Below are 22377 nucleotides of genomic sequence, written 5' to 3' on the forward strand. Positions count from 1 at the left end.
CTGCTTTCCTCTGCTTTAGCGGCGGCGGGCGGCCCGGCCGCCCTGGGCGGGTCGCCCAGGCACGGCGTGAACGCCCTGCGCCTGCTGGTTCTCCCGCTCGGCGTCCCAGCGGGCGTACGCGTCGACGATCTCCCCGACCAGCTGGTGGCGGACCACGTCGGAGCTGGACAACTGGGAGAAGTGCACGTCATCGACGTTTTCCAGGATCTCCCGGACCACCCGCAGCCCGCTGCTCGTCCCGCCGGGAAGGTCCACCTGGGTGATGTCACCGGTCACGACGATCTTGGAGTTGAAGCCGAGTCGGGTGAGGAACATCTTCATCTGCTCGGGCGTCGTGTTCTGCGCCTCGTCCAGGATGATGAACGCGTCGTTGAGCGTCCGACCCCGCATGTAGGCGAGGGGGGCGACCTCGATCGTGCCGGCGGCCATCAGCTTCGGGATGGTCTCCGGGTCGAGCATGTCGTGCAGCGCGTCGTAGAGCGGGCGCAGGTACGGATCGATCTTCTCGTTGAGCGTGCCGGGCAGGAAGCCCAGTCGCTCGCCCGCCTCGACCGCCGGCCGGGTGAGGATGATCCGGTTGACCTGCTTGGCCTGCAACGCCTGGACGGCCTTCGCCATCGCCAGGTAGGTCTTTCCGGTGCCGGCCGGGCCGATGCCGAAGACGATGGTGTGGGTGTCGATCGCGTCGACGTACTTCTTCTGCCCGAGCGTCTTGGGGCGGATGGTGCGCCCGCGCCGGGAGAGGATGTTGAGTGTCAGGACCTCGGCGGGCCGCTCGGCGCTGCCCTGCTCGAGCATGCCGACGGTACGCCGGACGGCGTCACTGGTCAGGGTCTCGCCTTTCTCGATGAGTTCGAGGAGCTCGCTGAAGACCCGCTCGGCGAGGGCGTTGTCCGCGGGGTCACCGGTGATGGTGATCTCGTTGCCGCGAACGTGCACGTCGCTGGTGACCGAGCGTTCGACGAGCCTGAGGATCTCGTCGCCTGCGCCGAGCAGATTGACCATGATCTTCGGGTCGGGCACGGTGATCCTGGTCTGCACCCGGGGCGGGCCGGGAGGTGGGGTGCCGGTCATAGGTTGGGCCGAAGGGCCCTGCGCACCTGCTCTCGATCTCGGCGCCGGCCTGCTGGCCTGGCGTGCGGACGTTACACCCATCGTATCGGTTCAACGCGGGGCGCATCGCGCCCATTTCCGCTGGCCGCGATCAACTCCCGGCCCGGAAGTCGTACCGGTCGAAGGTCTCCTGGTGGCGGGTGAACCGGTACGTCGCCCAGTGCATCCGGACCACCGCGCCGGCCTCGTCCCGGGTCAGCCGCAGCAGCTCCCCGACCTCCCGACCGGAGACCACCCGGAACACGTCCGGCTGGTCCGGCAGCGGGGTGAAGATCGCCGGCGGACGTCCGGTCGGGTCACCGACCCCGCGCGCCCGCAGGGTGCCGTCGTGCCACGAGAAGACGTACTCGGAGCCCTCGCCCCACCAGCGGCCGAGCACACCCCGCAGGGCCGCCGGCGCGGGTGCGCCGGGTCGCCAGGGCTCGATCTCGGCCGGGTCGCGCTCGACCGCCGCGGCGAGCAGTCGGTGCGACAGATCGAACAGATCGGTCGCCGTGCCGGACGAGCCGAGCACGGCGGCGCCCATCGCCCCGGGCGTGCCGTCACCGCCGCGACGGCCGTACGCCCCGGCGAGGAACCCGGGCATCGCCCCGTCGTGCCCCACGTGCATCACCCGCTCCCCCTGCGGGACCAGGATCAGCCCGAGCCCGAAGCCCGCGCCCCAGAGCGTCTCGTCGGTGGTGGTCAGCGGCCACCGCATCTCGTCCAGGGTGGCCGGGGCGAGGACCGCGCCGGACGGGTCCAGCGCCGCCGGGTCGGCCAGGAACGCCGCCCAGCGGGCCATGTCGGTAGCGGTGCTCCAGAGCTGGGCGGCCGGGCCGACCGCGCCGAAGTCGGTCGGCGGTTCCGGGTGCGCCTCGTCGGAGTACGCGTCGACCAGGAACCCGGTGGCCGCCGTCGGGCGTGGGGTCACCGTGGTGTCGGTCAGCCCCAGCGGAGTCAGGATCCGCTCGGTGAGCGCCTGCGCCCAGCTGCCACCCCGGAGCCGGGCGACGAGTTGGCCGAGTACGGCCACGCCCAGGTTGGAGTAGTGGAACCGTCGGCCGGTCGGCAGCACCCGCTCGGCCCGGTCCAGCTCGGCGACCAGCTGGGCGTCGTCCGGTGCGCGCAGGCTGTCCCACACATCGCCGAACGGCTCGCGTTGCAGGCCACCGGTGTGCGACAGCAACCGGCGTACGGTCAGCTCGCCGTGCGCCGGGAGGTCGAGGTGCCGGCCCACCGGGTCGTCCAGGTCCAGCAGCCCGTCGTCGCGGCACTGCAGGACCAGCACCGCGGTGAACGTCTTGGTGATCGAGCCGATCCGGAACTGGGTGCCCGCGCCCAGAGGGCTGTCGGTGCCGGTCTCGCCGACGGTGCAGCTCCAGAGCGGTCGGTCGGCCCGGTGCAGGGCCGCGGAGATCGCCGGCACCCGCGCTTCGGCCTGCACCCGCCGGACCAACCGGGCCAGGTGCTCATCCACCCCAGAGCCGGGTGCCGCCCCTGGGGTCACGCCAGGTCCCGGGCGAGCATCGGGCCGAGCGGCGCACCACCGAGCAGGTGCGCGTGCACGTGGAACACCTCCTGCCCGCCGTACGCGCCGGTGTTGAACATCAGCCGGAAACCGTCGCCGAGCAGCCCCTCGTCCTCGGCCACGGCGGCGGACGTCGCCAGCACGTCGGCGGCCAGCGCCGGGTCACCCTGGGCGAGCGTGGCGACGTCGGCGTAGTGCTCCTTCGGAATGACCAGGACGTGCACCGGCGCCTTCGGGTCGATGTCGCGGAAGGCGAGCGTGGTGTCGGTCTCCCGGACCACTGTGGCCGGGATCTCCCCGGCGACGATGCGGCAGAACAGGCAGTCGGATCCCATCGGAGCAGTGTAGGGACCAACGGGCCGGGGACACTCCGGCGCGGCGACCGCCACCGGCCTGTTCGCGGGGAAGGCACGCTGAGGCAGGATGGCCGGCATGACGGATCGGGCGGTACTCGTGACCGGGGCCTCGCGCGGGATCGGCCGCGCGGTGGCGGAGGCGTTCGCGGCCGGCGGTGACCGGGTGGCCATCCACCACCGGGACTCCGCCGAGGCGGCCGAGGAGCTGCGCGCGCAACTGCCGGGCACCGGGCACGTGGTGGTCCGCGCCGACCTCACCGATCCGGACGCGGTCCGGGCCATGGTCGACCGGGCCGCCGAACTGCTCGGCGGGCTGGACGTGCTGGTCAACAACGCCGGGACGTACGGCGACCGCGACGACCCGCACCCGATCTTCGGTGCCTCGTACGAGCAGTGGCAGCAGCGCTGGCGGCAGGTGGTGGAGACCAACCTGACCGGCGCCGGCAACGCCATCTGGTGCGCCGCCCAGCACATGCGCGAACGCGGCGGACGGATCGTCAACGTCTCGTCCCGTGGCGCGTTCCGCGGCGAGCCGCACCAGCCGGCGTACGGGGCCAGCAAGGCGGGGCTCAACGCGCTGGGCCAGTCCCTCGCTGTGGCGCTCGCGCCGTACGGCATCGCGGTCGCCACCGTCGCGCCGGGCTTCGTGGCGACCGACATGGTCACCGAGTACCTGCGCGGTGAGGAGGGCGTGGCCATCCGGGCGCAGAGCCCGTTCGACCGGGTGGGCAGACCGGAGGAGATCGCCGCCGCCGTGCACTGGCTCGCCTCGCCGCAGGCCGAGTGGGCCTCCGGCACGATCGTCGACCTCAACGGCGCCTCGTACCTGCGCAGTTGACGACGCGAGCGGCAAATCACCTGGCCAGGGATGTGGTTGGCGGTTCGTGGGCGGGTAAGTCTCACCGACATGGCCGACTCCGCGCTGCTGGACCTCACCGCCGACTACCGGGTGGCCGATGGCCACGACGACGACCCTGTCCTGCTCCGCCCCGACGGCACCCCCGTCGAGACCTGGCGCGAGGACTACCCGTACGACGAGCGACTGGACCGCGACGAGTACGACCGTGACAAGCGGCTGCTCCAGATCGAGCTGCTGAAGCTCCAAGACTGGATCAAGGAGTCCGGCGAGCGTTTGGTGATCCTCTTCGAGGGCCGGGACGCCGCCGGCAAGGGCGGCACCATCAAGCGCTTCATGGAGCACCTCAACCCGCGTGGCGCGTCGGTGGTGGCGCTCGCCAAGCCGGACGAGCGGGAAGCCGCCCAGTGGTACTTCCAGCGTTGGCTGGCACACCTGCCGGCGGCCGGCGAGATCGTGCTGTTCGACCGTTCCTGGTACAACAGGGCCGGCGTGGAGCGGGTGATGGGCTTCTGCAGCCGTAAGGAGTACCTGGAGTTCCTGCGGCAGGCCCCGGAGCTGGAACGGATGCTGGTGCGCTCGGGTATCCGGCTGGTCAAGTTCTGGTTCTCCGTCTCTCAGAACGAGCAGCGCACCCGGTTCGCGATCCGCCAGGTCGACCCGGTCCGGCAGTGGAAGCTGTCTCCGATGGACATCGCCTCGCTGGACCGGTGGGACGAGTACACCGAGGCCAAGGAGGCGATGTTCTTCTGGACCGACACGGCCGACGCGCCGTGGACGGTGGTGAAGAGCAACGACAAGAAGCGGGCTCGACTCGAGGCGATTCGGCACGTGCTGCACCGCTTCGACTACACCGGCAAGGACCCCGACGTGGTCGGCACACCGGACCCGCAGATCATCGGAAACGCTGGGCTGGACCTGGGGCCGGAGGAGGAGGTCGTACCGGTGTTCCCGAGGCCCTGAACGGTCACCAGCGGCCGAGGCGGGCGGCGAGCACGCTGAGGGCCGCCACCCCGGCGGTGGAGGTGCGCAGCACGGCCGGCCCGAGGCGTACGGGTCGCCCGCCGGCCTCGGCGAAGGCGGTCAACTCGGCCGGGGCGATGCCACCCTCCGGGCCGATCACCAGCACGATCTCGCCGGTGGAGGGCAGCTCGGCGGTGGTGAGCCGGTCGTCGGCCTCCTCGTGCAGCACGAACCCGACGGCGGCACCGGCGATCCGGCGGGCAACGGTGGCGGTGGACTCGTCCGGCGCACCGGCCACCACCGGCAGCCACGGCCGGCGGGCCTGCTTGGCCGCCTCCCGTGCGGTGGCCACCCACTTCTCCCGGGCGCGTACGCCCCGGTCGCCGCGCCACTGGGTCACCGAGCGCGAGGCAGCCCAGGGCACGATCTCGTCCACCCCGACCTCGGTCATCGCCTGCACGGCCAGCTCACCTCGGTCGCCCTTGGCGATGCCCTGCACCGTCACCAGTCGGGGTACCGGCGCGTCCGCGTACCCCCGGGAGGTGACGGTGACCTCCAGGGTGCCCCGGCCGACGGCGGTGACCACGGCGGCGGCCGTGCCACCCCGGCCGTCGGCCAGCAGCAACTCCTCGCCGACGCGCAACCGCTGCACTGTCGCGGCGTGGTGCCCCTCCGGGCCGTCCAGGGTCAGCGCGTCGCCGGTGGGCAGCGCCTCCACCAGGAACAGCGGTGCGGACACCTCAGGCGTGCCCGTTGAACGCGTCGCGCATCCGGGAGAAGAAGCCGCCCTGCTTGGATAACTCGGCGACCTCCTCACCACGGGTCTTGGCGAAGTCGCGCAGCATCTTCTCCTGGTCCGGGTCGAGCTTGGTCGGCGTCCGCACGTCCAGGTGGACGTAGAGGTCGCCCCGGCCGGTGCCGCGCAGGTGCGGCACGCCCCGGGCGCGCAGTCGCAGCGTGCTGGCCGGCTGGGTGCCGGCCTTGACGTCGACGGTCTCCTCGCTGTCCAGCGTCTTGATGGTCAGCCGGGTGCCCAACGCGGCCGCCGTCATCGGCACCGTGACCCGGCAGTGCAGGTCGTCGCCCTTGCGGGAGTACACGTCGTGCGGGCGCTCGTGGATCTCCACGTAGAGGTCGCCGGCGGTGCCGCCGCCGGGGCCCACCTCGCCCTGCTGGGCCAGCCGGATCCGCATGCCGTCCTCGACACCGGCCGGGATCTTGACGGTCAGCGAACGGCGGGTCCGCACCCGGCCGTCGCCGGCGCAGGTGGGGCAGGGGTGCGGGATGGTGGTGCCGTAGCCCTGGCACACCGTGCACGGCCGGGCGGAGACCACCTGGCCGAGGAAGGTGCGCTGCACCGACTGCACCTCGCCCCGACCACCACACGCCTCGCAGGTCGCCAGGTGCGTGCCGGCGGCCGTGCCGGCGCCGGAGCAGGTGGTGCAGAGCACCGCGGTGTCGACGGTGATCGGGGCTTCCACGCCGAAGGCCGTCTCGTGCAGGTCGAGTTCGAGCCGCAGGATCGCGTCGGCCCCAGGGCGGGTACGCGGCCGGGGGCCACGGGCGCCACCTCCGGCACCGCCGAAGAACGCGTCCATGATGTCCTGGAAACCGACGAACGGGCCGGCGCCTCCGGGGCCACCCGGGCCGCCGGCGCCGCCGCCACCAGGGGCGAGCGGGTCACCACCCAGGTCGACGATCTGCCGCTTACGGTCGTCCGAGAGGACCTCGTACGCGGCGTTGATGTCCTTGAACTTCTCCTGAGCCTCCGGGTCCGGATTGACGTCCGGGTGGAACTGGCGCGCCAGCTTGCGGTAGGCGCGCTTGATCTCGTCATCGGAGGCTTCCCGGCTCACACCGAGAATGCCGTAGTAGTCCCTGGCCACTGCGTTCCGTGTCCTCATGTTCGTCTCGCGTTGCGCCGGTCGGCGGCCGCAGCCGGCCGCATCGGCCCTGACCAATCAGTTCTGGGCCAGCAACTCGCCCACGTAGCGTGCCACGGCGCGGACCGTGGCGATGTTGCCGGGGTAGTCCATCCGGGTGGGCCCCAGCACCCCCAGGCCGCCCAGGATGGTGGTGCCCGGGCCGTACCCGGTGCTGACCACCGAGGCGGCTCGCAGGTTGTCGAACTCGTTCTCGTCGCCGATCAGCACCCGGGTCGTGCTCGGCTCGGTCTCACCGATGAGCTTGAGCAGCACGACCTCCTCCTCCAGAGCTTCGAGGATCGGCCGCAGGGAGCCCTGGAAGTCGAGCAGGCCGCCCCGGGTGAGGTTCGCGGTGCCGGCGAGGGCGATCCGCTCCTCGTGCCGCTCGACGAGCGTCTCCAGCAGGACGGTGGCGAGCGTGGTCATGGTCGGACGCAGGCCGGGCGGCGCTTCCTCGACCAGCGCCTGCACCAGCGGGGGCGTCTCGGACAGCCGGGCGTTGGCGAGCTTCTCGTTGATCAGTCGGCGCAGGTCGGTGACGTCGTCGGCGGGTACCGGGCCGGGCAGCTCCACGAGTCGCTGCTCCACCCGCCCGGTGTCGGCGATCATGACGAGCATCAACCGGGTGGTGGAGATCGGCACCAGCTCCAGGTGACGCACCGAGGAGCGGGCCAGGCTCGGGTACTGCACGACGGCGACCTGTCGGGTCAGCTGGGCGAGCAACCGCACCGTGCGGTGCACCACGTCGTCGAGGTCGACCGCGCCGACCAGGAAGCGCTCGATGGCCCGGCGCTCGGCCGGGCTGAGCGGTTTGACCCGGGACAACCGGTCGACGAAGAGGCGGTAGCCGCGGTCGGTGGGCACCCGGCCGGCACTGGTGTGCGGCTGCCGGATGTAGCCCTCCTCCTCCAGCACGGCCATGTCGTTGCGGACCGTGGCCGGGGAGACCCCGAGCTGGTGCCGCTCGACCAGCGCCTTGCTGCCGACCGGCTCCTGGGTGGAGACGTAGTCTTCGACGATGGCGCGGAGCACGGCGAGTTTCCGGTCGTCGAGACCCATCCTCCGCACCTCCTGTCGCACGTCGGCCGCCGGCGCTCTGGGCCGGCCGGGCCGTCCTGGCACTCGACTGTAACGAGTGCCAGTCTACGTCGGCGGGCCCGCCGACGCGATGATCAACGGCCACCCTTCGGTGCGGCCCACGCCACCCTGTTGGGCCGATCGGCCCGCACAGCGAGGCGAAGTCGCTCTGGTGCGGCGTTGCCACCGGCACCTACCGTGACATCCATGACTGAACCTCCTCGCCCTCCCGGGTCGGGCGACCCCGGCAACTACCCGCCGGAGCCCACCTCCCCCGGGCCGTACCCGTCGGCCGAGCCGCCCACCGCACCACTGTCCGGGGCGCCCGGCCCGGCCGGCTATCCCCCGCCCGGCGGCTATCCGCCGCCCACCGGTGACCAACCGCCGTCAGGCGGCTACCCTCCGGCAGGCGGATACCCCCCGCCCGGGGGCTATCCCCCGCCCGGCGGCTACCCGGCCGGTGGGGCCTACGGCGGCCCCGGCGGCGGCTACGCCAACAACGAGGACAAGACCTGGGCGCTGGTCGCGCACTTCGGCGGCGCGCTCGGCGCGCTGGTCAGTTTCGGTCCGCTGGGCTTCGTCGCCCCGCTGATCGCCTACCTGGCCCGGGGCCAGCAGTCGCCGACCGTCCGGGCGCACGCCCTCGCCGCCCTGAACTTCCAGATCCTCTGGTCGATCATCGCGTTCGTGCTGCTCTTCGTGAGCTGGTGCCTGCTCTTCCTGCCCAGCGTCGCCGTCGTGGTGATCCAGATCCTGTTCGGGATCATCGCCGGCATGAAGGCCAACGAGGGCACCCCGTACCGCTACCCGATGACTGCCAACTTCATCAAGTGAACCGGGCCGGCCGCTCCCCCGGCCGGCCCGATTCACCGCCGTCCCGGTCCGGGAGCGGTGGGCCGCTCAGGGCAGCAGATCGCGGACGACCGCGTCGGCGAGCAGCCGCCCGCGCAGTGTGAGCACCGCCCGGCCGGCGGCGTACTCGTCGGCTGCCAGCAGACCGCCGGCCAGGGCCCGCTCGGCGCCGGCCCGGCCGGCCGCGTCGAGCACCGCCAGCGGGAGACCGCTGGCCAACCGCAGCCGGAGCATCACGTCCTCCATGTGCGCCTCGTCGACGGTGAGCACCTCCCGGGCCAGGCCGGGAGACTCCCCGGCGGCCAACCGCTTGGCGTACGCCGAAGGGTGCTTCACGTTCCACCAGCGGACCCCGCCGACGTGGCTGTGCGCCCCCGGCCCCAGCCCCCACCAGTCCGCGCCGGTCCAGTAGAGCAGGTTGTGCCGGCAGCGGGCCTCCTCGGTGCAGGCCCAGTTGGAGACCTCGTACCAGGAGAGCCCGGCCGCGTCGAGCGCGGCCTCCGCGGCCAGGTAGCGGTCCGCGGCCACGTCGTCACTGGGGTACGCCAGCTCGCCGCGCCGCATCCGGGCGGCGAGCCGGGTGCCGTCCTCGACGATCAGGGCGTACGCGCTGACGTGGTCCACCCCGGCGGCGACGACCTGCTCCAGCGAGGCGGCGAAGTCCTCGGAGCGCTCCCCCGGGGTGCCGTAGATCAGGTCCAGGTTGACGTGCTCGAACCCGGCGTCACGCGCCTCCAGGGCGGCGGCGGTGGCCCGACCGGCGCTGTGTTTGCGGTCCAGGATCGCCAGCACCCCCGGGGAGGCGGACTGCATGCCCAGCGAGATCCGGGTGTAGCCGGCGGACCGCAGCAGCTTCAACGATTCGGGGGTGACCGACTCGGGGTTGGCCTCGGTGGTCACCTCGGCGTCGGCGGCCAGCCCCCACGTGCTGTCGATGCCGTCGAGGATGCGGGCCAGGTCGTCGGCGGGGAGCAGGGTCGGCGTGCCGCCGCCGACGAAGACGGTGTCGACCCGAGGCGGCGGAGTGTCGCCGAGCACCCGGGCGGCGAGCCTCAGCTCGGCCAGCACCGTGTCCGCGTACCCCTCGCGGCTCGCGCCGCCGCCCAGTTCGGCCGCGGTGTAGGTGTTGAAGTCGCAGTATCCGCAGCGACTGGCGCAGAACGGCACGTGCACGTACACGCCGAAGCCGCGCGCGCCGACCGCCGCGGTGGCGGTGGCGGGCAACGATCCGTCGACGGGGACGGTCTCACCATCTGGAAGGACGCCGGGCATGGCCACTAGTGTGCCCGGCATGACCTCTCCCGACGTCCTCGTGCGGGTCGCCACGGCCCGTGGGGTGACCACCCTCACCCTCGACAGCCCCCACAACCGCAACGCCCTCTCCACCGCCCTGATGACCCAGTTGCTGGCCGGGCTGGCGGACGCGGTCGCCGACGAGGCGGTGCGGGTGATCGTGCTCGACCACACCGGCCCGGTGTTCTGCTCCGGCGCGGACCTGAAGGAGACCGCCGCGGCGTACGCCAGCGGGACGGTGCCGGCCGGGATGCTGGGTGACGTGCTCGCGGCGCTCTGGGAGTGCCCGAAGCCGGTGCTGGCCCGGGTCGGCGGGCCGGCGCGGGCCGGCGGGCTGGGCCTGATCGCCGCCGCCGACCTGGCGGTCTGCGCCGACGAGGCGACCTTCGCGTTCACCGAGGTACGCATCGGGGTGATCCCGGCGGTGATCTCGGCGACCGTGCTGCCCCGGCTGCACCCCCGCGCCGCCGCCGAGCTGTATCTGACCGGGGACACCTTCGACGGCCGCCGCGCCGCCGAGGTCGGCCTGGTGACGGCCTCGGTCCCGGCGGACGGGTTGGACGACGCGGTACGCGGCTACTGCGACTCGCTGGTGCGCGGCGCCCCCGGTGCGCTGGCCGGCGCGAAGGAGCTGCTGCGTCGACCGGGCACCGCCGAGTTGCGCGCCGACCTGGCCCGACTCTCCGCCGTCTCGACGGGCTACTTCCTCTCCGACGAGGGGCGCGAGGGGGTCATGGCCTTCCGGGAGAAGCGACCGGCGCGCTGGGTTCCCGCTCTCGACGACTGACGGTCGGGGCGCCACCGTCGTTCGGCGGCGCCCCAAGGTCGGGTCACCAGGCGGTCGCGCCGCCGTCGACCGGGTAGTTCGCCCCGGTGATGTACGACGCCCGGTCGGACGCGAGGAAGACCACCAGCTCGACGACCTCCTCGGGGCGCGCGAAGCGCTTGAGGAGCGTCTTGGCCGTGATGGCGTCCCGCGCCTCCTGGTTGTCACCGAGGTCGCGTTCGCTGGCCGGGGTGAGGGTGGGCCCGGGGCTGACCGCCACCGCGCGGATGCCGTGGGGCGCACCTTCGAGGGCGAGCTGTCGCGTCATGCCGATGATGCCGGCGTTCGCGGCGGTGTGACCGACCATCGGCGGGACGTGGCCGCCGATCATTCCGGCCATGGAGGCGGCGCTGATGATGACACCGCCGCCGCGTCGGACCAGGTGCGGCCAGGCGAACTTCGACACGAAGTACGGAATGTCGAGTTCTCCGGTGATGGTGTAGCGCCAGTCCTCCACGGAGAAGTCGGGCATCGGGCCGAAGCGGAGCGCGGCGGCGTTGTTGTAGACCACGTCGAGCCCGCCGTAGGCGGCCGCGGCGTCGTCGACGAGCTTGCGTACCTGCTCGGGGTCGGTGAGGTCGACCGGCGCGATGCCGGTCATCTCGCCGCCCGCGCGCCGGACGAGTTCGACGGTCTCGTCGTTACCCGCGACCTGGAGGTCGGCCCCGACGACCTTCGCGCCCTCACGGGCGAAGGTCAGCGCCGCGACGCGGCCCAGGCCCCCGCCGGTGCCGGTGATCAGCACGACCTTGCCATCAAGCGTTCCCATGGAACTCCTCCTCGTTCAATGACCAACGCGCCCGGCTTGGGGCGGTAGGTCAGATTGACATGTCAACCGAGTTAAGTCCTTGACCGCTCAATCGCTTCCCGATATCGCGTACCCGGTGACGCGCACGACAGCCCTGCGTGTCGGAGGGGCGTGGCAGGTGAGATCGCGACCGGAGCGGGAACGTCGCCAACCGGTACGCGGCGGCGGAGCCCGCCCCGAACCGGTCGGAGTCGTCCAGGCCGGGCCCGAACCGCTCGGACGACCCGGAAGGGGCCTGCGGGGACGTACGCTTGTCGGACTGTCGATCTGGGGGTGTGGGTGCGAACTCGGGCAACCGTGGCGGGTGGAGTGGTGCTCATCCTCGTCGCCGTGATCGCGATCTGGCTCGTCGTACGACAGGTCGGCGACAACCTCGGGTTGCCGCTGGTGGCACGCAAGTGCACGGTGCAGGCCGACGGACGTGTCGCGCTGGACGCCGACCAGATGGCCAACGCGGCGACCATCGCGGCGATCGGCGCGAAGCGCGGAATGCCCGAGCGGGCCGTCGTGGTCGCGCTCGCCACCGCGTACCAGGAGTCCGGGCTGCGCAACCTCGCCGACGGCGACCGCGACTCGGTCGGCCTGTTCCAGCAGCGGCCGAGCCAGGGCTGGGGCACCCCGGCGCAGATCCGCGACCCGCGGTACGCGGCGAACAGGTTCTACGCGGCTCTCAAGAAGGTGCGCGGCTGGGAGAAGATGCGCGTCACCGACGCCGCCCAGCGGGTGCAGCGCTCGGCGTTCCCCGAGGCGTACCAGAAGTGGGCCGACGACTCCGAGGTGCTCAGCCGGGCCCTGCTCGGCGACGCCAGCGGCGCGGTCGCCTGCACCGTGGGGCGCACCCCGGCGATGCACGGTGCGGCCGCGGCCGCGCAACTGACCCGCAACCTGGTGCTGGACTGGGGGCTCAAGGGCACCGACCCGACCGACCAGACCGGGTTGGCGGTGACTCCGGGCGACCAGCGCGACGGCTGGCGGTACGCGCACTGGCTGGTCTCGCACGCCCAGGACCACGGCGTGAAGCGGGTCGGCTTCGGCGACCTGGAGTGGACCGCCCGCGGCGGCTCGTGGGGCCGGGTGGACGGCCGCCAGAACCCCGCCGGCCAGGTGGTCGCCGAGGTGTTCAACGAGGGTTGACCGACCCGGATCTCTTAACCGGCAGTCACCGCACAATCGGGCAATGCCCACTGAATCGCACTATTGATCACGCAGATCTCACTCTGTGCGTTTCTCTCACTGCATGGGGTCCCGCCCTGGCCCAATCCCGCACCACGCCCTCCCCGAGGCCTGGACCGCCGCGTTACGATCGGCGGCCTGTGCCAGAAAAGGTTTCACCTCATGGGGAGGGGTACGACGCGGTGTTCGATTACGGCGACCGGACCGGTTACGAACCGATCAGCGACACTGACCGCAAGGAGTTCCACGAGCAGGGCTTCCTCCTGCTGCGCAACGTCCTGACGGAGGACCACCGGGCGGCGCTGGAGGCGGCTGTCGACCGCGTCTACGCGGAGGAGCAGGCCAAGGGCACCACCAAGAAGGACGGCACCCTGCACCTGCTGGGCTTCCTGGAGCGCGACGAGCTCTTCGGTGAGCTGCTGACCCACCCGATCGCCTTCCCGTACATGTGGGGGCTGGCCGGCTGGAACATCTACACCCACCACAACCACCTGGACGTCACCCCGCCGGCCGCCGAGCCGGAGAAGCCGTACTGGGGTTGGCACCAGGACGGGTACCGGCAGAACTCCGACCCGGAGACGATGGACCCGAACCTGCCTCGCCCGATGTTCTCGCTGAAGGTCGCGTACGTGCTGTCGGACCTCTCCGAGACCGGCCGCGGCGCCACCAAGGTCATCCCGGGTAGCCACCTGAAGAACTCGCTGCCCCGGCCGGCGGACCTGACCGTGCAGAACCCCGACCCGGAGGGCACGGTGGAGATCACCGCCAACCCGGGCGACGCCTTCATCTTCGACCGCCGGCAGTGGCACTCGCGGTCGACGAACCTGTCGACCATCACCCGCAAGATGCTCTTCGTCGGCTACACCTACCGGTGGATCCGTCCGCTGGACGAGCTGCACCCCGACCTGAACGGCGAGTGGTACCGCAACCGCACCCCGGTGCAGCGCCAGCTGATCGGCGAGGGCACCCACACCGCCAACTACTGGGGCATCAACTGGGACGGGTACGTCGACGACGAGATCCCGCTGCGCAAGGAGCTCAAGGAGCGCGGTCTGCTCGACCGCAACATCCCCTGGCTCCGCTGATCCCTGCTCGTGGAACGGCCCCCCGTCACGCTCAGCGATGACGGGGGGCCGTTCCGCATGTCGACGCCGGCGGTCGCCGGCCGCGTGGGCTTACGCCGACCAGTCAGCCACGGGCGGCGAGGCGGCGGCGGGCCTTCTCCCGGATCGACTCCGGCAGCTCCTCCGCCTTGAGCAACCGAGGCAGCAACTCCGGCTCCAGGCTGGTCGCCCGGAACACCTCGCCGATGGTCACACCGTGCGCCGGCCGTTCCACCACCTCGACCGGGTCGCCCGGGCCGACCTCCCCCTCGCGCAGCACCCGCAGGTAGGCGCCGGGTAGCGCCCGGGCGGTGAACCGCTTGATCAGATCCGGTACGCCCCAGAACCCGGCGAAGGTGGTGCACGGCGTACGCGGTTTGGTGACCTGGAGCAGGGCCGAACCGACCAGCCACTGCTCACCGATCACCGCGCCGGTCACGTCGACCGCGTAGGTCGACAGGTTCTCCCCGAAGCCACCCGGCCGGACGTCGCGGCCCAGCTCCGCCGCCCACCATGCGGCGTCCTCCTCCGCGTAGGCGTAGACCGCCTGGTCGGGGCCGCCGTGATGGGCTCGCTCTCCGATGAAGTCGCCGACCACCCCGTCGAAGCGGATCGGCACGGGGCCGTCCACCGGCCGCTTGTCGATGCCGCTGCGACCGCTCGCATCGCCGGCCCACTCCGCCACGGTCACCACGCCGAGGTTCACCGCTGCCACCCTGCCCGTCATGACGGCCAGCCTAACCGCACGTCGCCGCCTGGAGGGGCCCTCACGGTCGCAGCGGAAAGTACTTGCCCGGGTGGCAAGTGACTGCTTTACTTGCCTGACAGGAAAGTTGTTTCCTTCCCTTCAGGAGCAGCCATGACCGAGCCTGGCATCACACCCGCGGCGGCCGCCAACGCGCTCGCCGAGATCCACGCCCGCCGCGAGCAAGCGGTCACGGCCGCCCTCGTTCCGGCCTGGTTCTGGCCCGCCGTGGGCGGGCTCATGGTGGCCTTCACCGCCACCGTGGAAAGTCGCCGACCGTGGCTGGTCGCGGTCGGGTCGGTGGCGTACGCGATCGGCCTGACCGCCGTCGTGGGCCTGCTCCTCGTGCGGCACCGCGCCCAGGTCCACGCCCACATCATCGGCGTACGGGGGGTTGCCGTCATCGCCGTCTACGCGCTCGCCCTGGTCGCGCTCGGCGTCGGCACCGGGTTCACCGCCGAGGCGGCCGGTCTGAGCTGGCCCGCGACGGTCGGTACGGCGACCGCCGGCGGCGCGATGACCGCCACCGGGGAGCCGCTGATGCGCTACCTTCGCCGGATGATGACCACCCGACCGCTGGGCGGCGGCCGGTGAGCACCGCCCGGTTCGACGAGCTGATCCACGCGCCGACCCGGCTGTCCCTGGTGAGCCTGCTCGCGGCCACCGAGTGGGCGGAGTTCCGCTACCTGCGCGAGCATCTCGGGCTCTCCGACTCGGCGCTGTCCAAGCAGCTCACCACGCTGGAGCAGGCCGGCTACGTGGAGATCCGCAAGAGTTTCGTGGGCAAGCGCCCGCGTACCTCGGTGACCCTGAGCGGGGCCGGCCGGGCGGCGTTCGACGGGCACGTGGCGGCGTTACAGCAAATCGTCGCCCGGTCGGGGCTCACCGTCCTGCCCGGCGGCTGACCACCGCCCCCGGCGGTTCAGCCCTTGACGGCGCCGGCCACCAGGCCGGAGACCATCCGGCGCTGCACCAGCAGGAAGAAGATGATGACCGGCAGGGTGAACAGGGTGGACGCGGCCATCACCGGCCCCCAGTTGGTGTCGTCCCGACCGAAGAAGAAGGTCATCGCCACCGGCAGGGTGTAACTGCCCTGGTCGTTGATGAACGTCAACGCGAAGATCAGCTCGTTCCACGCGGTGATGAAGGAGAAGATGCTGGTCGCCACGAGGCCGGGCGCGACCAGCGGGAAGAGCACCCGGCGGAAGATCTGAGCCCGGCTGGCCCCGTCGATCGCCGCCGCCTCCTCCAGTTCCTTCGGCACCGCGGCGACGAAGCCGCGCAGCATCCAGACCGCGAACGGCAGCGAGAAACCGAGGTACGTGAGGATCAGGCTGGGCAGGGTGTTGTAGAGCCCGAGCCGCTGGATCATCAGGAACAGCGGGATGACCAACGCCTCCAGCGGGATCATCTGCACCACCAGCAGCATGATCAGGAAGCTGGTCCGCAGCTTGAAGCGGAACCGGGCCACAGCGGTCGCGGCGAGCAACGCCACCAGGCCGCTGAGCACCACAGTGGAGACCGCGACCAGCGCGCTGTTGAGGAAGAAGTCCAGAAAGCTGACGCCGGGGATCAGGTTGCCGGTCAGGATCTCCCGGTAGTGCGCCAACGTCGGATGGGTCGGCACCGGCTGCGGGGTGGCCGAGAAGATCTCGTTGCTCGGCTTCAGCGAGGTGGAGATCATCCAGTAGACCGGGAACGCCGCGAAGAGCGCGACCAGCAGCCCGGCGCCGTTGAGGGCGATTTTCTTCACGACTCGTCCTCCTGCCTGAGCACCATCCGTACGTAGAAGCCGGTGACCGCCAGCAGGATCAGCGTGAGGATCACCGCGATGGCAGCGCCGAGCCCGTACTTGGGCGGCGGGGAGAAGGCTTCGGCGTACGAGTAGATGGCGAGCATGAACGTCGGCCGGTCCTGGGTGCCGCCGGCCAGCACGAACTGCTGGGTGAAGACCTTGAAGTCCCAAATGGTGGAGAGCACGATCAGGATCCCGAAGACCGGACGCAGCAGCGGGAACGTGATCTTCCAGAAGACCCGCCACGGGCTGGCACCGTCCACCCGGGCCGCCTCGTGCAACTCGCTCGGCACGCTCTTGAGACCGGCCAGCACACTCACCGCGATGAACGGGAACGAGTGCCAGACCACCACCAGGGTGAGGATGGCGAAGAAGAGCAGCGGCGAGTTGAACCAGCCGTAACCGGTCCAGTCGCTGCGCCCGAACAGGCTGGTCGAGAGCCCGTCCGGCAACGCGTTGAACAGCCACGTGACCAGGCCGCTCGTGTCGTCGAAGATCCATTTCCAGACGATGGTGCCGGTCAGCGCCGGGGTGGCCCAGGCGAGCATCACGCAGCTGGCCACGAACGTCGCCATCTTTCGACCGAGCCGGTTGAGCAGCAGCCCCACCAGGGTGCCGAGCACCATGGTGAGCAGCACGTTCGCCGCGGCGAAGAGGACCGTGTTGCGCAGCACGGTCAGGAAGAACGGGTCGGAGAGGATGTCGGCGTAGTTGCCGAAACCCACCCACGGCCACTCCCGATCGCCGCGCAGTTGCCGGACGCTGTTCAACCGGTAGAAGGACATCCCCACCACCTGGCCGAGCGGCCAGAGCAGCAGCACTCCGATGATCAGCAGGGCGGGCAGGAGCAGCAGGTAGGGCAGGCGGTCCACCCGGCGACGCCGCCGCGCAGGGGTCTCCCGCGCGGCGGACGTCTCCGGGTTTTTGGTCTGTAGGCTCACTTGCTGTTCAAGATGCCTTCCATCTCGGCGGCCGCGTCGGCGGTAGCCTTCTCGACCGTCTTCTGACCCTTCATGACCGAGCTGTTCATCGCCTGGGTCACCGTCTTCGTCCGGCTGACCTCCACCCACTTCGGGGTGAGCGGCGTGAGCTTGGTGTTCTGCATGGTGGCGGCGAACGACGCCATCACCTTGTCGTTCGCGTACGCGTCACCGGAGACCAGGTCCTGGTAGACGGGGAAGAAGCCGAGGCTGCTCGCGAAGCTCTGCGCGTTCTTCTTGTTCAGCAGCACGGTCAGGTAGTCCCAGGCCAGGTCCTGCCGCTCGCTGTCCTTCCAGATCGCCACGTCCGAGCCGCCCGCGAAACCGGGCGCCGCCTTGCCGTCCGGGCCGGGGATCGGGAACGTACCCCAGACCTTCTCGATCTCGGGATTGTCCTTCTTGATGGCGCCCTGCTGCCAGCTACCGGCGAAGGCCATCGCGGCCTTGCCGGTGGCGAACTGGGTACGCGCGTCGATCTCGTTCCAACCCGCCGCCGCCGGCGGGGCGACCTTGTGCACAGTCACCAGATCGGTCCAGAACTTGACGGCCCGCTGCGCCTCGGGCGTGGTGTAACCGGACTTCCAGGTGCCGCCCTGGTTGCTGGCGATCTCGCCGCCGGCACCCCAGAGGAAGGAGTAGAAGGGCAGCTCGGAGTTGCCGGGCAGGGCGATGCCGTAGGTGCCCTTCTTCTTCGCCTGCACAGCCTTGGCAACGGTGACCAGGTCATCCCAGGTCTTCGGCGGCTGCACGCCGGCCTCGGCGAACCAGTCGGTGCGGTAGTAGATCGCGCGCACACCCGCGTACCAGGGCACGCCGTACTGCTTGCCGTCGAGCTGAGCGTTGCGCACCAGGTCGGGCAGCAGATCCTTGCCGTCGGCCCAGCCGCCCATCCGACCACTAACGTCGGCGAGCGCCTCCTGGGCGGCCCAACCCTGAGTCTCGGTGTTGCCAAGCTCGGTGATGTCCGGCCCCTCACCGCCGGCGAGCGCCGCCTGGAACTTCTTGGGCGCCTCCAGCCAGGGGATGTACTGCACGACCACATCGGTGTCGGGGTGCTTCTGGCGGAACTCGGCCTCGACCCCGTCGAGGAAGGAGTTCTGCGCGTCCCCGCCCTCACCCATCATCCAGACCGTGAGCTTGCTGTCGTCGGCCGCGTCGTCGCCGGACCCTCCACAGCCGGTCAGCACCATCGCGGCCGAGGCCACCATGGCGGTGACCGGGGCCAGCCGCTTCCACCTGTTCACGCCACTTCTCCCCTCGCGCCGCCTGGAACTAACCTTCTCCGCCGCACCCTAGTACGGAGAATTCCTTTACGACAGTGGGCGGGACTGGCCGAAGCGTGGCGACCGTACCGCAGCGGCCCGACGACCGGCACTCCAACATCCGTCCAAAGTTGGGCCTATCAGCACGAAAGAGCGCCCGGCTCTCGGCCGGGCGCTCTTTGCAGTCGTACTGTCCTACCGGTGGTGCTGTGTCGCCAGATGATGCCAGGTCGTTACCGGGTCACGCGGCGGCGGCCACCCACACCGGCCACCAGCGCGACGGCGATCGCGGCAACCACGACCTGCACCAGCAGCTCGCCCCAGTCGACACCGTTCGTCTCGGTCGCGATGCCGATGGCCCGCGCCAGGACGGTGCCCAGCAGCGCGGCGCCGATGCCGATCAGCAGGTGCAGCCAGATCGGCATGTTCTGCTTACCCGGGACGACCAGGCGGCCGAGCGCGCCGACGATGAGACCAACAACGATCGCAGTGATGATGCCCCACACGGTGAGCTCCACGGCCACCCTCCTTCAAAGAATGTCTGACACACGGTTCGTGTGCTTCCTGTCGTGACCGTTAATTGCCCTACCCACCGAAAATCCAAACCGACTACACGGCCCAGACGATCACGAATTGATGAACACAGGCACGGACCACAAACCGCAGCACCCCGCGCCCCGCGCCCCGCACCCCGCACCCCGCGCCCCGCGCCCCGCGCCCCGCGCCCGCCGATCTTGCACTTTCGGTGGTCGATAGGAGTGAGATGCCCGGAATGTCGCAGCAGAAAATGCAAGATCGGCGCGGTGGGAGTGACTCCGTGACTCCGCGGTACTGCTCGAACCGCGTCTCGCGCTCACGCTCCAACGCGCCCGTCCCGTATCGCACCCAAGATCGTGCTCCATCCTGGTTGTAGTGGTATCGCGGCCAGGTGGAGGCCACTACAACCAGGTTGGAGCACGATCTTGGCGCTGGACGGGCGCCCGGACGCGGGAGGCAGGACACGGGGCGCCCGGATGCGGGGGTGCAGGACACGGGGCTCCGGACAAAGACGCAGGACGCGGCGCGCGGAGGGCTGGACGACACTGCGGCCGAGTCGGACACAGAGATCGCCGGATCAGACGCCCGTCGATCAAATTCGATCAAGCACCGAGGGGCGCCCGGCCTGATGGCCGAGCGCCCCTCGAAGGTGTTGCGGTAATACGCGTTGCTGGTGTTACCGGGTCACGCGGCGGCGGCCACCCACACCGGCCACCAGCGCGACGGCGATCGCGGCCAGCACGACCTGCACCAGCAGCTCGGCCCAGTCGATGCCGCTCGTCTCGGTCGCGATGCCGATGGCCCGAGCCAGGACGGTGCCCAGCAGGGCCGCGCCGATACCGATCAGCATGTGCAGCCAGATCGGCATGTTCTGCTTACCCGGGACGACCAGGCGGCCGAGCGCGCCGACGATGAGACCAACAACGATCGCAGTGATGATGCCCCACACGGTGAACTCCACGGTCGCCCTCCTTCGAAAGAATGTCTGACACACGAGGTGTGTGCTTCCTGTCGTGACGGTTAAGTGCCCGACCCACCGAAAGCCCAAACCGACTCACTTCGAAAGACAACGCCAGTTGTCAATGCTTCGGAGGTGCGTCGGTTGACCCGGGACTACGTCCACACAGGTAGGAGCCCATCTCCTCGGCCCACCGGCCCCGCGGCAGCGACCGAAAAAAATCTCCGCACGGGTGGTCGCACGCACCGCACCACAGCGTTGGGCGGCCGGCAGACACGCGGTCCACCCGGGACAGAGTGGACGAGCACACCCCGAAACGCGACGCGCCCGGGTGCGGATGGCACCCGGGCGCGTACGGCGACGCGAACTACTTCTTGCCGGCGGCCTTGCCGTCGCCGGAGTCGGAGGAGAGTGCGGCGATGAAGGCCTCCTGCGGCACCTCGACCCGGCCGACCATCTTCATCCGCTTCTTGCCTTCCTTCTGCTTCTCCAGCAGCTTGCGCTTACGGCTGATGTCGCCGCCGTAGCACTTGGCGAGCACGTCCTTACGGATCGCCCGGATGGTCTCCCGGGCGATGACCCGGCTGCCGATGGCCGCCTGGATCGGCACCTCGAACTGCTGGCGCGGGATCAGGGTGCGCAGCTTGGCGGCGATGGTGACGCCGTAGTTGTACGCCTTGTCCTTGTGCACGATGGCGCTGAACGCGTCCACCGGCTCGCCGTGCAGCAGGATGTCCACCTTCACCAGGTCGGACGCCTGCTCGGTGGTGGGCTCGTAGTCGAGCGAGGCGTAGCCCTTGGTACGGCTCTTCAACTGGTCGAAGAAGTCGTAGATGATCTCCGCGAGCGGCAGCGTGTAGCGCAGCTCCACCCGGTCGGCGGAGAGGTAGTCCATGCCGAGCAGGTTGCCCCGCCGGCCCTGGCAGAGCTCCATGACCGCGCCCACGTAGTCGTTGGGCGTCAACACGGTGGCCCGGACCACCGGCTCGTACACCTCGGCGATCTTGCCGGTGGGGTACTCGCTCGGGTTGGTGACGACGATCTCCTCGCCGTCGTCCGTGATCGCCCGGTAGACGACGTTGGGCGCGGTGGAGATCAGGTCGAGGTTGTACTCGCGCTCCAGCCGCTCCCGGATGATCTCCAGGTGGAGCAGGCCGAGGAAGCCGCAGCGGAAGCCGAAGCCGAGCGCGCCGGAGGTCTCCGGCTCGTAGTCGAGGGCGGCGTCGTTGAGCTTGAGCTTGTCCAACGCCTCGCGCAGGTTGGGGTAGTCGGACCCGTCGATCGGGTAGAGGCCGGAGTAGACCATCGGCTTCGGGTCCTTGTAGCCACCCAACGCCTCGGCCGCCGGCCGGCTGTTGATGGTGACGGTGTCACCGACCCGGGACTGCCGGACGTCCTTCACACCGGTGATCAGATAGCCGACCTCGCCGACGCCGAGCGCCTCGGCCTTGACCATCTCGGGTGAGATGACACCGATCTCCAGCAGCTCGTGCACAGCGCCGGTGGACATCATCTTGATCCGGTCGCGGGCGCTGATCCGGCCGTCGATGACCCGGACGTACGTGACGACGCCGCGGTAGACGTCGTACACCGAATCGAAGATCATCGCCCGGGCGGGCGCCACCGCGTCACCGACCGGCGGGATGAACTGCCGGACGATCTCGTCGAGCAGGTACGGGACGCCCTCGCCGGTCTTGCCGGAGACCCGGATGCAGTCGGCCGGGTCGCCGCCGATCAGGTGGGCCAACTCCTCGGCGTACTTCTCCGGCTGTGCGGCCGGCAGGTCGATCTTGTTGAGCACCGGGATGATGCGCAGGTCGTTCTCGAGAGCCAGGTAGAGGTTGGCCAGGGTCTGCGCCTCGATGCCCTGCGCGGCGTCGACCAGCAGCACGGCACCCTCACAGGCGGCCAACGACCGGGACACCTCGTACGTGAAGTCCACGTGCCCCGGGGTGTCGATCATGTTGAGCACCGCTTGCTCACCGGCCCGCTCACCCTCGCGGATGGTCCACGGCATGCGGACGGCCTGGCTCTTGATGGTGATGCCGCGCTCGCGCTCGATGTCCATCCGGTCCAGGTACTGCGCGCGCATCTGCCGCGGGTCGACCACACCGGTGAGCTGCAACATCCGGTCGGCCAGGGTCGACTTCCCGTGGTCGATGTGGGCGATGATGCCGAAGTTCCGGATGCGACCGGGGTCGGTGGCACCAGGGGCGTTCGCGCCGGGATCGAGCTTCGGTGGCAC

General features: G+C 70.5%; 23 protein-coding genes. 8 read left to right on the top strand and 15 right to left on the bottom strand.

From position 1 onward, the window contains the following. Positions 1–15 precede the first annotated feature (15 nt). The 3 genes from ABZU43_RS27115 to ABZU43_RS27125 form a co-directional block, all read right to left on the bottom strand. The gene (locus ABZU43_RS27115; protein ID WP_145792520.1) at positions 16–1074 is read right to left on the bottom strand and encodes a PhoH family protein; all 1059 of its coding nucleotides are present in this window, start codon (positions 1072–1074) and stop codon (positions 16–18) included. Positions 1075–1204: 130 nt separating this feature from the next. Further along, entirely contained in the window at positions 1205–2572 is a 1368-nt protein-coding gene (locus tag ABZU43_RS27120; RefSeq protein WP_355009277.1) for a serine hydrolase domain-containing protein, read from the bottom strand. 26 nt (positions 2573–2598) lie between these two features. Continuing rightward, positions 2599–2958 carry a histidine triad nucleotide-binding protein gene (locus ABZU43_RS27125; RefSeq protein WP_088988083.1) on the bottom strand — a complete coding sequence of 120 codons (360 nt, stop codon included), beginning with the start codon at positions 2956–2958 and terminating at the stop codon, positions 2599–2601. A gap of 97 nt (positions 2959–3055) precedes the next feature. Here ABZU43_RS27125 and ABZU43_RS27130 point away from each other — a divergent pair, with 97 nt between their 5' ends. Together ABZU43_RS27130 and ppk2 are read left to right on the top strand one after the other, a co-directional pair. Beyond that, a complete protein-coding gene (locus ABZU43_RS27130) occupies positions 3056–3817 on the top strand; it encodes an SDR family oxidoreductase (protein ID WP_355009278.1) in 762 nt (253 codons plus the stop codon). 69 nt (positions 3818–3886) lie between these two features. Further along, entirely contained in the window at positions 3887–4798 is a 912-nt protein-coding gene (ppk2, locus tag ABZU43_RS27135) for a polyphosphate kinase 2 (protein ID WP_355009279.1), read from the top strand. 4 nt (positions 4799–4802) lie between these two features. Here the strand turns inward: ppk2 and ABZU43_RS27140 are convergent, their stop codons facing one another. The 3 genes from ABZU43_RS27140 to hrcA form a co-directional block, all read right to left on the bottom strand. After that, positions 4803–5537 carry a 16S rRNA (uracil(1498)-N(3))-methyltransferase gene (locus tag ABZU43_RS27140; protein ID WP_355009280.1) on the bottom strand — a complete coding sequence of 245 codons (735 nt, stop codon included), beginning with the start codon at positions 5535–5537 and terminating at the stop codon, positions 4803–4805. Position 5538: 1 nt separating this feature from the next. Continuing rightward, a complete protein-coding gene (dnaJ, locus tag ABZU43_RS27145; RefSeq protein WP_181518639.1) occupies positions 5539–6684 on the bottom strand; it encodes a molecular chaperone DnaJ in 1146 nt (381 codons plus the stop codon). Between the two features lie 75 nt (positions 6685–6759). Then, on the bottom strand, positions 6760–7782 hold the full coding sequence (gene hrcA / locus ABZU43_RS27150; RefSeq protein WP_355009281.1) for a heat-inducible transcriptional repressor HrcA: 1023 nt from the start codon (positions 7780–7782) through the stop codon (positions 6760–6762). A gap of 225 nt (positions 7783–8007) precedes the next feature. On the opposite strand from hrcA, the gene ABZU43_RS27155 reads away from it, so the two are divergent. Beyond that, the gene (locus tag ABZU43_RS27155) at positions 8008–8634 is read left to right on the top strand and encodes a DUF4870 domain-containing protein (RefSeq protein WP_355009282.1); all 627 of its coding nucleotides are present in this window, start codon (positions 8008–8010) and stop codon (positions 8632–8634) included. A 66-nt stretch (positions 8635–8700) separates the two neighbouring features. Here the strand turns inward: ABZU43_RS27155 and hemW are convergent, their stop codons facing one another. Continuing rightward, complete coding sequence (hemW, locus tag ABZU43_RS27160; RefSeq protein ID WP_355009335.1) at positions 8701–9924, bottom strand: radical SAM family heme chaperone HemW; 1224 nt, start codon at positions 9922–9924, stop codon at positions 8701–8703. A 19-nt stretch (positions 9925–9943) separates the two neighbouring features. On the opposite strand from hemW, the gene ABZU43_RS27165 reads away from it, so the two are divergent. Further along, positions 9944–10732: an enoyl-CoA hydratase-related protein gene (locus ABZU43_RS27165; RefSeq protein WP_355009283.1), complete on the top strand. Its 789-nt coding sequence runs from the start codon at positions 9944–9946 to the stop codon at positions 10730–10732. 43 nt (positions 10733–10775) lie between these two features. On the opposite strand, the gene ABZU43_RS27170 is transcribed toward ABZU43_RS27165, so the two are convergent. After that, positions 10776–11540 carry an SDR family NAD(P)-dependent oxidoreductase gene (locus ABZU43_RS27170; RefSeq protein ID WP_355009284.1) on the bottom strand — a complete coding sequence of 255 codons (765 nt, stop codon included), beginning with the start codon at positions 11538–11540 and terminating at the stop codon, positions 10776–10778. A 312-nt stretch (positions 11541–11852) separates the two neighbouring features. Here ABZU43_RS27170 and ABZU43_RS27175 point away from each other — a divergent pair, with 312 nt between their 5' ends. Together ABZU43_RS27175 and ABZU43_RS27180 are read left to right on the top strand one after the other, a co-directional pair. Next, positions 11853–12713: a hypothetical protein gene (locus tag ABZU43_RS27175; protein WP_355009285.1), complete on the top strand. Its 861-nt coding sequence runs from the start codon at positions 11853–11855 to the stop codon at positions 12711–12713. Positions 12714–12934: 221 nt separating this feature from the next. Further along, positions 12935–13837 carry a phytanoyl-CoA dioxygenase family protein gene (locus ABZU43_RS27180; RefSeq protein WP_124820442.1) on the top strand — a complete coding sequence of 301 codons (903 nt, stop codon included), beginning with the start codon at positions 12935–12937 and terminating at the stop codon, positions 13835–13837. 103 nt (positions 13838–13940) lie between these two features. Here the strand turns inward: ABZU43_RS27180 and ABZU43_RS27185 are convergent, their stop codons facing one another. Next, positions 13941–14582, bottom strand: coding sequence for an MOSC domain-containing protein (locus tag ABZU43_RS27185; protein ID WP_355009286.1), 642 nt, complete (start codon positions 14580–14582; stop codon positions 13941–13943). A gap of 132 nt (positions 14583–14714) precedes the next feature. Between ABZU43_RS27185 and ABZU43_RS27190 the strand changes: the two genes are divergently transcribed. Together ABZU43_RS27190 and ABZU43_RS27195 are read left to right on the top strand one after the other, a co-directional pair. Next, positions 14715–15194 carry a hypothetical protein gene (locus tag ABZU43_RS27190; protein WP_355009287.1) on the top strand — a complete coding sequence of 160 codons (480 nt, stop codon included), beginning with the start codon at positions 14715–14717 and terminating at the stop codon, positions 15192–15194. Beyond that, positions 15191–15505, top strand: coding sequence for a transcriptional regulator (locus ABZU43_RS27195; protein ID WP_355009288.1), 315 nt, complete (start codon positions 15191–15193; stop codon positions 15503–15505). Before ABZU43_RS27190 ends, ABZU43_RS27195 begins: the two co-directional genes overlap by 4 nt. A gap of 17 nt (positions 15506–15522) precedes the next feature. Here the strand turns inward: ABZU43_RS27195 and ABZU43_RS27200 are convergent, their stop codons facing one another. The 6 genes from ABZU43_RS27200 to lepA form a co-directional block, all read right to left on the bottom strand. Beyond that, positions 15523–16353, bottom strand: coding sequence for a carbohydrate ABC transporter permease (locus ABZU43_RS27200; RefSeq protein ID WP_238678492.1), 831 nt, complete (start codon positions 16351–16353; stop codon positions 15523–15525). Next, the gene (locus ABZU43_RS27205; protein WP_355009289.1) at positions 16350–17336 is read right to left on the bottom strand and encodes a sugar ABC transporter permease; all 987 of its coding nucleotides are present in this window, start codon (positions 17334–17336) and stop codon (positions 16350–16352) included. Before ABZU43_RS27205 ends, ABZU43_RS27200 begins: the two co-directional genes overlap by 4 nt. After that, positions 17333–18619: a sugar ABC transporter substrate-binding protein gene (locus ABZU43_RS27210; protein WP_355009290.1), complete on the bottom strand. Its 1287-nt coding sequence runs from the start codon at positions 18617–18619 to the stop codon at positions 17333–17335. The genes ABZU43_RS27205 and ABZU43_RS27210 overlap by 4 nt, the downstream gene beginning before the upstream one ends. Positions 18620–18870: 251 nt before the next feature. Beyond that, entirely contained in the window at positions 18871–19155 is a 285-nt protein-coding gene (locus tag ABZU43_RS27215) for a GlsB/YeaQ/YmgE family stress response membrane protein (RefSeq protein ID WP_355009291.1), read from the bottom strand. A 695-nt stretch (positions 19156–19850) separates the two neighbouring features. Further along, positions 19851–20135 (bottom strand): GlsB/YeaQ/YmgE family stress response membrane protein, encoded by a 285-nt coding sequence (locus ABZU43_RS27220; protein ID WP_355009292.1) that lies wholly within the window; start codon positions 20133–20135, stop codon positions 19851–19853. Positions 20136–20499: 364 nt separating this feature from the next. Continuing rightward, positions 20500–22377, bottom strand: coding sequence for a translation elongation factor 4 (lepA, locus tag ABZU43_RS27225; RefSeq protein ID WP_238670910.1), 1878 nt, complete (start codon positions 22375–22377; stop codon positions 20500–20502).

Origin of the sequence: Micromonospora sp. NPDC005205 (assembly GCF_040608275.1) — a bacterium.
GTDB lineage: Bacteria > Actinomycetota > Actinomycetes > Mycobacteriales > Micromonosporaceae > Micromonospora.

Coding starts and splice junctions, on each gene's coding strand:
- ABZU43_RS27190 (WP_355009287.1), top strand. CDS start 14,715: ATGACCGAGCCTGGCATCACACCCGCGGCGGCCGCCAACGCGCTCGCC.
- ABZU43_RS27170 (WP_355009284.1), bottom strand. CDS start 11,540: ATGGGAACGCTTGATGGCAAGGTCGTGCTGATCACCGGCACCGGCGGG.
- ABZU43_RS27130 (WP_355009278.1), top strand. CDS start 3,056: ATGACGGATCGGGCGGTACTCGTGACCGGGGCCTCGCGCGGGATCGGC.
- ABZU43_RS27155 (WP_355009282.1), top strand. CDS start 8,008: ATGACTGAACCTCCTCGCCCTCCCGGGTCGGGCGACCCCGGCAACTAC.
- ABZU43_RS27185 (WP_355009286.1), bottom strand. CDS start 14,582: ATGACGGGCAGGGTGGCAGCGGTGAACCTCGGCGTGGTGACCGTGGCG.
- ABZU43_RS27115 (WP_145792520.1), bottom strand. CDS start 1,074: ATGACCGGCACCCCACCTCCCGGCCCGCCCCGGGTGCAGACCAGGATC.
- ppk2 (WP_355009279.1), top strand. CDS start 3,887: ATGGCCGACTCCGCGCTGCTGGACCTCACCGCCGACTACCGGGTGGCC.
- hrcA (WP_355009281.1), bottom strand. CDS start 7,782: ATGGGTCTCGACGACCGGAAACTCGCCGTGCTCCGCGCCATCGTCGAA.
- ABZU43_RS27165 (WP_355009283.1), top strand. CDS start 9,944: ATGACCTCTCCCGACGTCCTCGTGCGGGTCGCCACGGCCCGTGGGGTG.
- ABZU43_RS27125 (WP_088988083.1), bottom strand. CDS start 2,958: ATGGGATCCGACTGCCTGTTCTGCCGCATCGTCGCCGGGGAGATCCCG.
- hemW (WP_355009335.1), bottom strand. CDS start 9,924: ATGCCCGGCGTCCTTCCAGATGGTGAGACCGTCCCCGTCGACGGATCG.